The organism is Clostridium chauvoei, assembly GCF_002327185.1.
GTDB classification, from domain to species: Bacteria; Bacillota; Clostridia; order Clostridiales; family Clostridiaceae; genus Clostridium; species Clostridium chauvoei.
Map to the genome: position 1 here is coordinate 1,912,504 of NZ_CP018624.1, position 13,880 is coordinate 1,926,383.

The window sequence follows — 13,880 nt, forward strand, 5'->3', positions numbered from 1 at the left end:
TTTTATGCAAATGCTATGTCTCCAAATTCATTTCTAACTATTTCATCTGCTTCATTATAATCTCTTTTAATGTTTCCATAACCTTCTTTTATTGCATTTACACTATTTTTTATACCCTTATCTAATGAATCAATAACTTCAGTTGTAGCATCTGCTATAGTTGTTTTTAATTCACTAGCTGTATTTTTAATATCTGTTGCTATTGTTTTAACATTTTCTACTACAGCTTTACTACATGTAACTACTGTCTTTGCTGTTTCTTTACATAAATTAACTGATGATTCTACTGCTGTTATAGTCTTCTTATAATCTTCTGAAATAGATTTATATCCAGTTTTTAAAGATTCACTAATATTTTCAATACCTTCTTTTGCAGCATAGAATCCTGTTCCTATAGCTGAAGCTGTTCCTGTTACCTTCCCTATTATTCCAATTGATGGATCTGAAATAGTAAGTTTTATAGTTGCTACACTTGCACCTATTTTAGTTGCCATTTTAGTTGCTTCTTTTCCTACTGTTACAGCTGTCTTAACTCCAGTACTTACCATAGATGTTACTGAATTTTTAATTTCTAATACAGAATCCTTAAGTTGGGCGGCAGTAGTTGTAACTTGTTTTACTGTAGCTGAAATTTTCTCTGCTGTATCTGTTACCCTAGCTTCTACTGATTTAGCTAATTTCATTGTTTTTTCAGTAACTTCATTAAATGTATCCTTAATTTTAGTACTTACTTTAGAAACTGTATTTTTAACATTTTCGCTTACAGTAACAACTGTCTTCTTAACATTATCACATACAGATGTAGCAAATTTAGTAATTGCACCTCCAACCTTGTTAAATTTGCTTAATATAGATGACTTAGTATTTGCAACAGAAGTACTTACAGCATCATTATCTTTTTTATTATTAACTGATATATTGTTAATAACATCCTCCTTATACTTATCTACTTCTGTCTTAGTATTAGTAACATTTAAATTATTTTTAGTTTTCACTTCAGAATTTTTATTACTAGTACCTTGTAAATTTCCTAAATTCATTCCTACACTACATTTTGTTATCATAGTTATCTCTCCTTTTTAATAAAATTTATTTATATAAACATCTTTAATGATGTATATACCTTATTTTAATACCTGGCTTGTCCATAACTTGAATATGAATTTATTTTTCCTAAAACAAACTCATCTTCTAAAACAAATTCTCCATCTACAAATAATTTTATTGCCCACTTTCCACTTGGATAATTTCTTTTAGAATTTTGTAACTCAATCCAAAACCAAATATCTATAGGCTTATTTTCTTCTCCTTTAGGAGTAAATAAGATATTTTCTGAACTATCAAAAATTTCTCCATTTGGTGTAACCCATATAGCTGTAACAGCATGTATTCCTGTTACATTAGTAAATTGAAATCTTGTTACTACTTTTTTATCCATTGTTATATCAAAATCTTTTTTATTTATAGGCACATATTGATCATATACATTTGCTGTAATATTATATTTTTCTATGTTAACTGTATATTCAGTATTGTTATATAATCTATCATCATTCTCATTAATCATAATTACTGAATATATTTCATCATTTACATGCGGTAAATATATATTAGCTGTAGGATCATTTAATTTTAGCCTATCATTGATAATAAACTTATAGTAATGCTCTCCTGATGATAAATTTATATCTAATACCCATTTATCATTTTCTTTTTTCATTGCTCCTGAATTAACATCATAATTATTAAATGAACCTATTACTGAAACTTTATTAATAATTAAATCCCCATTATCCTTATATTCAAACCTTATATTCATATATAGCCTCCTTTTAAAATAATATTTTATTTGATTATATACTTTTATTAAAATTTTGTAAATATTTGACTTGTTTTGTTGTTTTTTTAATTTTCAAACAATATTAAGGTTTTTATTCCACATTATTAATTTATAAGCACATTAATTATCTACTTATAAATAATTAATTTTTCTCTATTATGATATAATATTTTCATATAATAATTTAATATAAAGGAGATACTTATGAAAGAATTAGAAACTAGAATAGTTGATATAGACGTTGAAGCTATAAGAAAGAAACTTACTTCATTAAATGCTAAAAAAGTTAAAGAAGAATATCAAATAAATGATATTTACGACTTCTCTGATAGAAGACTTTTAGATTCTAAAGGCTATGCAAGAATACGAACTATTGATGATAGGCTTAATAATAAAGAAGTAATTTATATGACAACAAAGAAAATGTTAAGTCAAGGAACCTTTAAAGTTATGGAAGAAAATGAAACTATAATTTTAGATAAGGAAATGGCTAAAAGAATTTTCCTTTCATTAGGCCTTGTTCTTCAAGAATCAATAAAAAAATATAGAGAAAGCTATAGCTTAAATGGCTCTTTAATAGAAATAGATATAAATGATAAAAGCTTTTGTCCTTTCCCTTACTTAGAAATCGAAACTTCCTCTGAAGAAAAACTTCAAGAGATATTAGATGTTCTAGGATATACTATTAATGATACAACTTCCAAAACAATATATGAACTTTTAGCTGAAAGAGGTATTACGCCTTCTAACGGTAAAGGACTTTAATAAAAAAAGCCCAAATAGATAAAATTCTATTTGAGCTTTTCTTTTTATGCTAGAAATATTACTGCATATATTAATGTTATAAATAATCCTACTGTAACTGGTATTAAATTTTTTCTAGCTAAATCAAAAGGAGAAACATCACAAATAGCCGCTACTGGTATTAATGCCCATGGAATTAAAGTTCCTCCCCCTATCCATATTGTACAAATTTGTCCTAGTGCTGCTAATGTTGCTGTATTTATTTCCATTGATGATGAGAAAAGCATAGCTGAAGAACCTACTAAGGATAATCCTGAAAATCCTGATCCATCAAGTCCTGTTAAAATACCAACCCCTGAAACTGTTGCTGTTGCTATTGCTTTATTTAAAGGAACTGAATTTGCAAGAGCTGTTCCTAAGTCATTAATTATGCCTTGAGAGTTCATTGGTAATGCTGCTCCAATTATATCTTGGAATCCACTACCTCCAATATAGAAAAATGTTGCAACCGGAATAACTGCTCCAAAAACTTTAAAGGCAAATTGAAATCCATCTGTTATATATGGTGTTACTTGTTGTACACTATTAAATTTAAAGCTACCAAGGAAAATTATAATTAATAGTAATAATGTTGTTCCACCTACTAAAGCTGTTGCATCTCCACCTTTTATTGAACATGAGCACATTAAAATCACATCAAATAAGTACCCTAAAAATACTAATGCAGCATAAAACCTCTTCTTTTTGTCGGTTAGCTTATTTACTGGTTTACTATCAATAATATCTTTTTTAGATTCTTTATTTTCTGATATCATTTTTTTATTTTTTATATCTCTCATAATTAAAAAGTAGGCTAAAACTGTAGTAGTTAATCCCATTACTATTTCTAATGGAATTAACGAAGCATTAAGTTCACTAATTGATATTCCTGCTGCATTTGCTGTTAGCTTAGATGCTCCTTGTATTATAATGTCACTAGATAATGCTATTCCGTGTCCAAAAAGATTCATTGCCATAGCTGTTGCTAAACTAGGTAACCCAGCCTTTTTAGCTACTGGAATCAATACTGCTCCTATAAGTGCAACTGCTGGAGAAGGCCAGAAAAACCATGAAATTATCATCATTGATATACCGATTATCCAATATGCTAATGTCTTATTTTTTATTAACTTAATTAAAGGCTTAATCATCATTTCATTTATTTCTGTTACAGAAAGTAACTTACTAAATGCAGTTATTATTGAAATTATCAAAATTACAGGTAATAACTCAACTATAGCATATGAAAACCCATTAAATACAGCCATTATTGATTGAGGTACTGATCTAGTTCCCCATGCTGCCATAGCAATTATTCCTATGATACAGATAATAGTTATATCTCTTTTTCTAAATATTGATACTAAAATTAAAATCGTAAATATTATATAAATAAAATGTATAGGGGTTAGTGTCATATTTTATGCTCCTAAGTTATTATTATTATTATAAAATATGAACTTTTTAAACTTTATGTGCTAATTTTAGAAATTCTATGACTTAACTCCATTCTATTCATTTATTTTTTCCCCATTTTTGTTTCCTTTGTTTTAAAGTAATAAAAAATAAGCTAGAAAAAATTCCAGCTTATTTTTTTGCTATTTGCTTTTTATATCTAAATATTAGCTTTTTTAAAGCCTTCCATTTAAAAGGTATTAATGGATATAAATATGGTTCCCCTAAAACAGTTTTTGTTGAAGCCATAATTATCAAGTTTATTATTATTCCTATAACAAATCCCCATGTACCAAATATACCTGTAAGTATAAGTAATAATATTCTTGTAAACTTAAATGCAAATCCTAACTCTATACTTGGTTGTGTAAAACTTGAAAGTGCCACAATTGCCATATAAAGTATAGTTTGAGATGTAAACCACCCTGTTTTTACTGTATAGTCTCCAAGTATTAATCCACCTATTATTGATAATGAAGTTCCTAAAGTACTTGGTGTATCTAAAGATGCTAATTTTATTCCATCTATAGCTATTTCTGCAATTATAAACTGAAGAAATATTGGAATATTATATGGGTCTTTAGGTAATAAAAAACTAAAATTCCCACTAAGCCAACTAGGATTATCTGTTAAAAGCACGTATACAGGTGTTAAAAATAAATTTGCAATTAACACTATATATCTTATGAATTTTAAATAATTCCCTGTAAAAACCGGCATATAATAATCATCAATAGATTGTAAAAAATCAAAAATATTTGATGGTAAAATTAATGCTGATGGTGTATTATCTATTAAAATAACTATGCTACCTTCCATCATTTGAGCCGCTACAACATCTGGTCTTTCTGTATATCTTACCTTAGGAAATGGATTAAGCCATGATTTTGAGTTTATAACTTCTACTAAACTTTGATCCCCTAAAGTTAATGCCTTTATATCAAGGTCATCTATTAGCTTTTTAAGCTTGTTTAATCTCTTTTCATCTACTTTATTTCCTAAATATCCTACTGCTATATCTGTTTTTGAAATACTCCCTATCTTATACATTTTAAAAACTAACTCAGGATCTCTTATTCTTCTTCTTATAAGAGCTGTATTAAAAACTATTGTCTCAACAAATCCATCATGGGAACCTCTTAAAACCTTTTCTTTTTCTGGTTCTTGTACTCCTCTTGCAGGATAAGTTCTGAAGTCTAATAAAACTGCTTCATTATAATTTGGTCCTAAAAGTGCTGTTTGACCTGATAAAACTGCTGTTATTATCTTATCTAAATCATTTTCCGTCTCTGCTTCAATAGAACTTAATGCTTTTTCAATTAACTCCTTAGCAGTTTTAATTGTTTGAAAATCTTCCTTTTTTAAATTATAAATATCGCGACGTACATACTCCATGTTTGTATCTTTAACAAATCCATCTAAATAATATAAGTAGAACTTAGTATTATGTACATCTATTACACGCTCTATAATATCAAAACTTTTACCTAAATTAAGTTTAACTCTAATATTATTTATATTTTCTTGCAAATTATTAGATAATATCATTAAAAATTCTCCCTTCTAGCAAAATCTTAAAGTCTATCTTATTATTTACAATATGTCATAAAATATACTTAAGCGCTATTTTACTAGAAGGATTTTTAAAACACTTTAAATTATAGTTTTTCTCATTTTATATTTTTTTACCTTCTATTGTTGCTAGAACTTTTATTTTATCCATCATCGTCTTAAATGATTCTGGTTTAATAGACTGTTGACCATCACTTAATGCACATTGAGGATTATTATGAACCTCTATCATAAGACCATCTGCCCCTGCACTAATTGCTGCCTTAGCTAATGGTTCTACTAGATACCAGTATCCAGCCGCATGACTTGGATCAACTATAACTGGAAGATGTGAAAGCTTTTTAACCATTGGAATAGCGCTTAAATCTAATGTATTTCTTGTGTAAGTTTCAAAAGTTCTTATCCCTCTTTCACATAAAATTACATTTTCATTTCCACCAGCCATTATGTACTCAGCAGACATTAACCATTCTTCTATAGTTGAAGATAATCCTCTTTTTAATAAAATAGGTTTATTAGTTTTTCCTAATTGCTTTAACAAATCGAAGTTTTGCATATTTCTTGCTCCAACTTGAATTATATCAACATCTTCTGCAAAATTATCTATATAATCTGTAGACATTATTTCTGTTACTATTGGAAGCCCTGTAGCTTTTCTCGCCTTTTTTAATAATTCAAGTCCTTCCAACTCTAATCCTTGAAAGCTATAAGGTGATGTTCTTGGCTTAAATGCTCCACCTCTTAAAAATGTTGCTCCTGATGACTTTACACTTTTAGCTATTTCTATAATTTGTTCTTCACTTTCAACTGAGCAAGGTCCCGCCATAACAGCTAAATTATTTCCACCTATTAAATTTCCATTAACATCTACTATAGTATCCTCTGGTTTAAATAATCTATTAGCTTTTTTAAAGGGTTCTTGAACTTTTAAAATTTTATCTACTCCTTGAAATCTTAAAAGTTTATCTGAATCTAAATCTCTAGCTTCTCCAACTACTCCAACTATACAGTATGTTTCTCCTTGGGATAAGTAAGTTCCTAATCCAATACTCTCAACCTCACTCTTAACCCTCTGCACCTCATCTTCTGTACATTTTGAATTCATTACAATAATCATTTGTGCCCCTCCATTTTAATTAATTAAAGCATCTATTGCCATTATATATCCATACTCTTTAAATCCACATATTTGTCCTATACATGCTGAAGCTGTTACTGATTTATGTCTAAATTCCTCTCTAGCATGAACATTTGATAAATGTACCTCTATAGTTTTTATATCAACTGCTTTTATGGCATCTAATATAGCATAACTATAGTGTGTATATGCCCCTGGATTTATTATTATTCCATCATATTTTTCATAATATGCTTTATGAATAGCGCTTACAATTTCGCCCTCAATATTACTTTGAAAAAGTGTTATTTCAACACCTCTTTTTTCTCCTTCTTCTTTAATATATTCACATATATCATTAAAGTCTTTAACCCCATATATACTCTTTTCTCTAACCCCAACCATATTTAAATTAGGTCCATTTATAACCATAATTTTCATTCAAATCACCTTCTTTAGGTTAGTTATTTAATACATTTTTTAATCTCTAAAACTACATCTTTTATAAACCCATCGTTTATTACTTTTAGATGGCTATATTCATTATAAAGCCTATATCTTTCTTCATATAATTTATATAATTTTTCTTTACCCTCTGTAAGTAATGGTCTAGTACTTGTATTTACATCCTTAAGTATATTTTCTAAAGGTCTATCAATAAATATTATTATACTATTATCTTTAAATAAATCTATATTCTTTTTTCTTTTCACTACTCCTCCACCAGAAGATATTACCGCCATCTTTTTTTTACAAAGCTCCAAACAAGCCTTGGTTTCTATATCTCTAAAGTTTTTCTCACTTACCTTAAAGATTTCCTTGATATTTTGTCCTGATATTTTTTCTATGTATTTATCCATATCATAAAAATTATAATTAAGTTCATTTGCTAAAATTTTTCCTATAGTTGTTTTTCCACATCCAGGCATTCCTATCAGTAATATGGATTTTTTGTTCATAAAGCACCCTCCTTTATTTAACATTTAGTCCATTATAAATTTTAGTTATTACTTCTTTATTTATTTTCATATTTTGCCATATTTCTTCAGCTTTAACAGCTTGACCTACAAGCATATATAAGCCACCTACTGTTACCTTATTTAAAGCTCTACCATAGCTTAAAAATTTTGTTTCTAATGGATTATATATTAAATCTACTAAAACACTAAAACCATTAATTATATCACTACTTACAGGAGATTCGTCTACCTTAGGATACATCCCAACTGGAGTAGAATTTATTAATATATCTCCCTTTATTTCTTTTAATTTTTCATATCCTATTACCTTAACTCTATTTTCTTTAAATTCGTTATTAGCTTTTGGATCTCTACTTACTATATAAATCTTGCTTATTTTATTATCTAACAAATAATGAAGAACAGCCTTAGTAGCTCCTCCATTACCTAAAATAACTGCTATCTTATTATTTATATCAATATTATGCGCATCTAACATATATCCAAAGCCATAATAATCAGTATTATACCCATAAAGCTTATTTTCTTTTAAAACTATAGTATTAATAGCACCTATTCTTAAAGCTTCCTTTGATATATTATCTAAATATTTCATAATATCTTGTTTATAAGGTATTGTAACATTTACCCCTTTTATCTTTAATACCTTTAACCCTTTAGAAAAATCTTTTAAATTCTCTCTTTCTACTTCAAAAAGCTTATATGCTCCTTCTAAATTTAATTCATCTAATATTAATTTATGTATTTTAGGAGACAAACTATGAGAAAGCTTCTCTCCTAATAATCCGTAAAACTCCATCTTAATATCTCCTCTTTAAACTACCCCAAGGGATTTAATTTTAATATTAATTTAACACTTTGATTTTTTATAACTTCCTAGAACTTTAAAATAGCCACTATTTTTTTCTATTAACTCTAAAGAACTTTTAACTTCTTTATCTTTTATATTCCCCTGAAAGTCTACATACAACAAATACTTCCATGACTCATGTTTATTAGGTCTTGACTCTATTTTAATAAGGTTTATATTATTATCTGCAAAATATCTTAAAAGTTCATATAAAGTTCCTGCTTTGTCTTCTAACGAAAATACTACTGTTACTTTATTACACCCCTTATTAACCTCTAAGTCTCTCCCTATTATAATGAACTTTGTATGATTATCCTTTTTATCATTTATTTTTTCTTTTAATATTTCTAAATTATAAATTTCAGCAGCTCTTTTGCTGGCTATTGCTGCCTTTGACTTATCTTTTAAATCTGATATTAATTTAGCGCTTATAGCTGTGTTGTGATATGGAATAAGCTTTAAATCATGATTATGACTTAAAAACTCCCTACTTTGTTCAAAGCCTTGTGGATGTGAATAAACTTCCGTTATATTCTCTATAGTTGAACCTTTAATTCCCATTAGATGTTGATCTATTTTTATACATTCTTCACCTACTATATAAAATCCGTATTCAGCTAATAAATCATAAACTCTTGTTATAGCTCCAGTACAAGAATTTTCTATTGGTAATATTCCATAATCTATTTCTTCATTTTTTAATGCTTCAAAAACTTCCTCAAACTCCTCATAGGATTTTGAATTATTGCATATACCAAAATATTTTATTAAAGCTTCTTCACTAAAGGAACCTCTTACCCCTTGGAAGCCTAATTTAACACTATCTATATCTACCTTATTGTTTAATTCCTTACTTTTTTTAAATAAAAGATTCTCTTGAAGGCTTCTACTTAGCTCCATTAAGTTATTGAAAAACTTTCTTGTTAAATCTGCATAACTCTTTTCCTTTAAAATCCCTATATTTTTTTCTATAACTTGTTTTTCTCTAGCTTCATTAAATATAGGAAGATTATTTTTCTTTTTATACTCTGCAACTCTAACTGCAATCTTCATTCGCCTTTCAAATAAATCAACTAACTCTTTGTCTATTTCATCAATTTCCTTTCGGCAAGCTTCTAACTCATTCATTATTATCTCCCCTTTATTAAATCGTTAGTGTAAAGTTTTTTACACTACTTTTCTTTTTAAATCTTTATATATCAAGGTTTCGCCAGTTTTTTTGTATAAAAAAATAACGCCCCCCTAATTTCATGTTAAAATTGAATCTCTAACCAAACAAAATCACACATGAAAGGATGTCGTTATTATGGATTCAATTATAACTTATTTAATTACTTATAATCAATATTTAATTGCCATTATCGGTCAATTACTTTTATTCATCTCAAAACATATTCCACTTAACCAGATGATATTTGATGATTCTAATAGTCCAGAATACCAAAAATTCAAAGTAGATAAGCTACCCACAATTATTAGATTTGAAAAGGTAGACTATATATTACTTTTAGCTTATTACAAACATAAATATAACAAGACCGTAAAACCCGTCCAAAGACGGAACGGGAAGTCTATCCCTAAAAAAACTAAATGTCCTAAGTGTGGTGCACCACATGAATATATATACGATAACAATGGCAGTAAAGGACAGTTTCAATGTAAAGTTTGTGGTCTTACATTTAAAGAAACTAATCACACAACTAAACCAATAGTATTTATATGTCCTTATTGCGGTGCTACGCTTACGGAACAAAAGCAACGCAAGCACTTTAAAATACATAAATGCAATAATTCTAAATGCTTATACTATCAAAGAAATCTTAAGAATCTTCCAAAGAATATTGATCCTTGTGATAAATACAAGTATAAGCTTCATTACATATATCGTGAATTTAATATTAACTTCTTTAAAATGGATCTATATCCAATATCAAAACATGCTACCGGATTTAGTTTTAAGAAGTTTAGCCCGCATATAATGGGACTATGCTTGACTTATCACGTTAATTGTAAAATGTCTACAAGACAAACAGCTCATGTTTTAAAAGAAGTTCATGGAATAAAAATTTCACATAGAACTGTTGCTAATTATGCTCTAACAGCAGCTGCTGTTATTAAGCCGTTTGTTGATACCTTTGATTACAAACCCTCTAAAATACTTTCTGCCGATGAAACTTATATAAAAGTAAAAGGCATTAAGCATTATGTCTGGATTGTAATGGATGCTTGTAAAAGGTCTATTCTAGGTTATCAAGTATCTGATACAAGAGATACTGGCCCTTGTATACTAGCAATGCGTATGGCTTTTGATAAGTTTAAAGACTTCCCTGGAAAAGCTTTAAACTTCGTTGCCGATGGTTACAGTTCATATCCGTTAGCGAAGCAACAATTTGAATTAGAAAAAAATAAAGAATTTAATCTAACTCAAGTTATCGGACTTACTAACGATGATCCAGTATCTGAAGAATTTCGTTGGGTTAAGCAAGTTGTAGAGCGTTTAAACCGTACCTTTAAATCTTCCTACAGGGGTACCTGTGGTTATGGAAGTGATGAAGGTGCTCTTTATGGCTTCTCCCTTTGGGTTGCTTATTACAACTTCTTACGCCCGCATCCTTACAATTACTGGCGTCCTTTAAACGAATTAAAGCAACTAGATGGTATTGACAATATGTCTGCAAAGTGGCAAATTCTTATCAGTCTCGGTCAACAAACCATATTACATATGCAAGAATCACAAACTTCTTGATAAATCATAAAATCAAATATTGATTAAGTTTTTGCCTCCGTTACCGAAGGTCTTTTTAGCATATTCAATTTTAAAATTTTCTTAGATATTATAAAGATATTTTTAACTATTATTCCAAATTAGCCATAAGCTATTTTTTCATACGAAACTTTACACTATCATTAAATCAACTAAAGCTATTGCTGTTACTGCTTCTATAACTGGAAGAGCCCTTTGTACTATACAAGGATCATGTCTTCCTTCTATTTTTAAAGTAGTATTTTGTTTATTTTTAATATCTATTGTTTGTTGTTCTTTTATAATAGATGGAGTTGGTTTTATAGCCACTTTAAATATTATTGGCATCCCATTTGTTATACCACCTAATATTCCTCCATTATTATTGCTTTTAGTTTTAATTTTATTTTCTTCATAATAGTATTCATCATTACATTCTGACCCATTCATATTTGCCATTTCAAATCCTTTTCCAAACTCTATTCCCTTTACAGCTGGAACTGAAAACATTAAATGAGCAAGTGTTGATTCAACAGAATCGAAAAATGGATCTCCAATTCCTGCTTCTATACCTAAAACAACACATTCTATAGTACCACCTACAGAATCTCCTTTAGCTTTTGTCTCTAAAATAACTCTTCTTATATCTTCTTCTATTTCTTTATTTATAAGAGGCACCTCAAAATTTTTAAAGTCTAATAAATCTTTTTTATCTATCTTTGCAAAGTCTAAAAAACTTTTATCTTTAATATTAGCTATAGAGTTTATATGTGCACCTATAAAAATCCCTTTCTCCTCTAATATTTGCTTACAAATAGCTCCTGCAAATACTAATGGTGCTGTTATTCTTCCTGAAAAATGCCCTCCACCTCTATAGTCATTAAAGCCCTTATATTTAATATTACCTGTATAATCTGCATGACCTGGTCTCATTAAATCTTTTAATTTACCATAATCTTTAGATTTAGTATCTCCATTTCTTATCATTGCACAAAGTGGAGTACCTGTTGTTTTACCTTCAAAATAACCACTTAATATCTCTGGTTTATCACTTTCTTTTCTAGCAGTTGATATAGAGCTTTTTCCTGGTGCTCTTCTTCCCATCTCTATCATAATTTTATCTATATCTATTTCAAAGCCAGAAGGAAGTCCATCTATGGTTATTCCTATACCTGATCCATGAGACTCTCCAAATATAGATACTTTTAAATTATTTCCCCATATTCCACTCATGTACATCTCCTCCTAACATTTTAAAGTCCTCAAAGAATTTAGGGTAAGATTTTGCTACACACTCAAAATCCTTAATTATTATAGGCTCTTTACATCTAGTAGCTGCTATTGCTAAAGTCATTGCAATTCTATGATCTTTAAAACTCCAAACTTCTACTCCTCCTTGAAGCTCCTCTTTTCCCTCTATAATTAGTCCATATTCTCTCTCTTTTATATCTGCTCCTAATTTAGATAGTTCTGATGCTACTGCCTTTAATCTATCACACTCTTTAATTCTAAGTCTTCCTGCATTAATTATTTCTGTAGTACCTTTACTTAAAGATGCCACCGCAGCTAAAATTGGAATTATATCTGGACATTGAGAACCATCTATTATAGTTGATTTTAATTCATTCTTAACTTCTCCTATTAAAGCATTCTTTTTACTTTTAAAGATTACATTCATTCTTTCTAAAATATCAACTACTTCCTTGTCTCCTTGAAGGGAGTTTAAGTCTAAATCATTAACTAATACTTCACTACCTAAAGCATCTGCTGAAAGATAAAAGGCTGCTTGTGAATAATCTCCCTCTACTTTATAATTTCTTGATTTATAATTTTGATTTCCCTTTATTATAAATTCTTTATAATTTTTATTTATAATTTCTACTCCAAAATCCTTCATACATGAAATTGTTAGGTCTATATAACCCTTTGACTCCATTTCAGTTGTTATTATTATTTTAGAATCTCCATTTAATAAAGGTAAGGTAAACAATAATCCTGTTATAAATTGAGAGCTTACATTTCCTAAAACTTCAAATTCGCCAGGCTTTAATTTGCCTTCTATTAAAAGATCTAACTCACCCTCTCTTCCAAAATACTTAATCCCTTGTTCTCTAAATATTTCAAAATAAGTTGTTAATGGCCTTTTACCTAAATTCCCCTTTCCAACGAACTTGCTCATACCATTAAATAACAAGGAAATTGGAACTAAAAATCTTAATGTTGAACCTGATTCATTACAATCTATGGTTCTAAAAGAATCTATTTTAATTCCATTTGAATAAATCCCTATAACCTCTAAGTAATCTTTATGCTTATTAATTTTAGCTCCTAAAGCTTTCATTCCTTTAATAGTTGCTATCATATCATCTGAATAATCTATATTATTAATTCTACTAACTCCATTTCCTAAGGCTGCACAGATAATAGCTCTATGGGCCATACTTTTAGATGGAGGTACTTTTATTTCACCTTTTAATTTGGAGTTACCTATTCTTAAGTTTGCCAAAATAACACCTCTTCTATATTTATTCTATAATTTA

Annotated in this window: 13 protein-coding genes; 2 read left to right on the forward strand and 11 right to left on the reverse strand. The window is 28.6% G+C overall.

Annotation, left to right across the window (positions count from 1 at the left end; translation table 11 throughout):
• Window positions 1-2 precede the first annotated feature (2 nt).
• Both BTM21_RS09000 and BTM21_RS09005 read right to left on the reverse strand, forming a co-directional pair.
• Window positions 3-1,064, reverse strand: coding sequence for a hypothetical protein (locus tag BTM21_RS09000; protein ID WP_079481168.1), 1,062 nt, complete (start codon window positions 1,062-1,064; stop codon window positions 3-5).
• A 65-nt stretch (window positions 1,065-1,129) separates the two neighbouring features.
• Entirely contained in the window at window positions 1,130-1,819 is a 690-nt protein-coding gene (locus tag BTM21_RS09005; protein ID WP_021875019.1) for an early set domain-containing protein, read from the reverse strand.
• Between the two features lie 225 nt (window positions 1,820-2,044).
• On the opposite strand from BTM21_RS09005, the gene BTM21_RS09010 reads away from it, so the two are divergent.
• A complete protein-coding gene (locus BTM21_RS09010) occupies window positions 2,045-2,605 on the forward strand; it encodes a class IV adenylate cyclase (protein WP_021875018.1) in 561 nt (186 codons plus the stop codon).
• 44 nt (window positions 2,606-2,649) lie between these two features.
• On the opposite strand, the gene BTM21_RS09015 is transcribed toward BTM21_RS09010, so the two are convergent.
• The 7 genes from BTM21_RS09015 to pheA all read right to left on the reverse strand — a co-directional run bounded on the left by BTM21_RS09015 (window position 2,650) and on the right by pheA (window position 9,725).
• Window positions 2,650-4,041, reverse strand: coding sequence for a hypothetical protein (locus BTM21_RS09015; protein WP_079481167.1), 1,392 nt, complete (start codon window positions 4,039-4,041; stop codon window positions 2,650-2,652).
• A gap of 169 nt (window positions 4,042-4,210) precedes the next feature.
• Window positions 4,211-5,626, reverse strand: coding sequence for a spore germination protein (locus BTM21_RS09020; protein WP_021875016.1), 1,416 nt, complete (start codon window positions 5,624-5,626; stop codon window positions 4,211-4,213).
• 127 nt (window positions 5,627-5,753) lie between these two features.
• Complete coding sequence (aroF, locus tag BTM21_RS09025) at window positions 5,754-6,767, reverse strand: 3-deoxy-7-phosphoheptulonate synthase (RefSeq protein WP_079481166.1); 1,014 nt, start codon at window positions 6,765-6,767, stop codon at window positions 5,754-5,756.
• A gap of 15 nt (window positions 6,768-6,782) precedes the next feature.
• Window positions 6,783-7,208 (reverse strand): type II 3-dehydroquinate dehydratase, encoded by a 426-nt coding sequence (gene aroQ, locus BTM21_RS09030; RefSeq protein ID WP_079481165.1) that lies wholly within the window; start codon window positions 7,206-7,208, stop codon window positions 6,783-6,785.
• A 23-nt stretch (window positions 7,209-7,231) separates the two neighbouring features.
• On the reverse strand, window positions 7,232-7,726 hold the full coding sequence (locus BTM21_RS09035) for a shikimate kinase (protein ID WP_079481164.1): 495 nt from the start codon (window positions 7,724-7,726) through the stop codon (window positions 7,232-7,234).
• Between the two features lie 13 nt (window positions 7,727-7,739).
• Window positions 7,740-8,546, reverse strand: a complete 807-nt coding sequence (gene aroE / locus BTM21_RS09040; RefSeq protein ID WP_021875012.1) for a shikimate dehydrogenase — start codon at window positions 8,544-8,546, stop codon at window positions 7,740-7,742.
• Between the two features lie 51 nt (window positions 8,547-8,597).
• Window positions 8,598-9,725 carry a prephenate dehydratase gene (gene pheA, locus BTM21_RS09045; protein WP_021875011.1) on the reverse strand — a complete coding sequence of 376 codons (1,128 nt, stop codon included), beginning with the start codon at window positions 9,723-9,725 and terminating at the stop codon, window positions 8,598-8,600.
• A gap of 178 nt (window positions 9,726-9,903) precedes the next feature.
• Between pheA and BTM21_RS09050 the strand changes: the two genes are divergently transcribed.
• A complete protein-coding gene (locus tag BTM21_RS09050) occupies window positions 9,904-11,343 on the forward strand; it encodes a DDE-type integrase/transposase/recombinase (protein WP_079481036.1) in 1,440 nt (479 codons plus the stop codon).
• A 150-nt stretch (window positions 11,344-11,493) separates the two neighbouring features.
• Here BTM21_RS09050 and aroC read toward each other — a convergent pair whose 3' ends face one another.
• Window positions 11,494-12,573, reverse strand: a complete 1,080-nt coding sequence (gene aroC, locus BTM21_RS09055; RefSeq protein ID WP_079481163.1) for a chorismate synthase — start codon at window positions 12,571-12,573, stop codon at window positions 11,494-11,496.
• Window positions 12,551-13,846 carry a 3-phosphoshikimate 1-carboxyvinyltransferase gene (gene aroA, locus BTM21_RS09060; RefSeq protein ID WP_096145413.1) on the reverse strand — a complete coding sequence of 432 codons (1,296 nt, stop codon included), beginning with the start codon at window positions 13,844-13,846 and terminating at the stop codon, window positions 12,551-12,553. Before aroA ends, aroC begins: the two co-directional genes overlap by 23 nt.
• Between the last annotated feature and the right edge of the window lie 34 nt (window positions 13,847-13,880).

What these genes read in the sequence shown, in the direction of transcription:
- BTM21_RS09000 (WP_079481168.1), bottom strand. Translation starts at nt 1,064, where the DNA reads ATGATAACAAAATGTAGTGTAGGAATGAATTTAGGAAATTTACAAGGT.
- BTM21_RS09005 (WP_021875019.1), bottom strand. Translation starts at nt 1,819, where the DNA reads ATGAATATAAGGTTTGAATATAAGGATAATGGGGATTTAATTATTAAT.
- BTM21_RS09010 (WP_021875018.1), top strand. Translation starts at nt 2,045, where the DNA reads ATGAAAGAATTAGAAACTAGAATAGTTGATATAGACGTTGAAGCTATA.
- BTM21_RS09015 (WP_079481167.1), bottom strand. Translation starts at nt 4,041, where the DNA reads ATGACACTAACCCCTATACATTTTATTTATATAATATTTACGATTTTA.
- BTM21_RS09020 (WP_021875016.1), bottom strand. Translation starts at nt 5,626, where the DNA reads ATGATATTATCTAATAATTTGCAAGAAAATATAAATAATATTAGAGTT.
- aroF (WP_079481166.1), bottom strand. Translation starts at nt 6,767, where the DNA reads ATGATTATTGTAATGAATTCAAAATGTACAGAAGATGAGGTGCAGAGG.
- aroQ (WP_079481165.1), bottom strand. Translation starts at nt 7,208, where the DNA reads ATGAAAATTATGGTTATAAATGGACCTAATTTAAATATGGTTGGGGTT.
- BTM21_RS09035 (WP_079481164.1), bottom strand. Translation starts at nt 7,726, where the DNA reads ATGAACAAAAAATCCATATTACTGATAGGAATGCCTGGATGTGGAAAA.
- aroE (WP_021875012.1), bottom strand. Translation starts at nt 8,546, where the DNA reads ATGGAGTTTTACGGATTATTAGGAGAGAAGCTTTCTCATAGTTTGTCT.
- pheA (WP_021875011.1), bottom strand. Translation starts at nt 9,725, where the DNA reads ATGAATGAGTTAGAAGCTTGCCGAAAGGAAATTGATGAAATAGACAAA.
- BTM21_RS09050 (WP_079481036.1), top strand. Translation starts at nt 9,904, where the DNA reads ATGGATTCAATTATAACTTATTTAATTACTTATAATCAATATTTAATT.
- aroC (WP_079481163.1), bottom strand. Translation starts at nt 12,573, where the DNA reads ATGAGTGGAATATGGGGAAATAATTTAAAAGTATCTATATTTGGAGAG.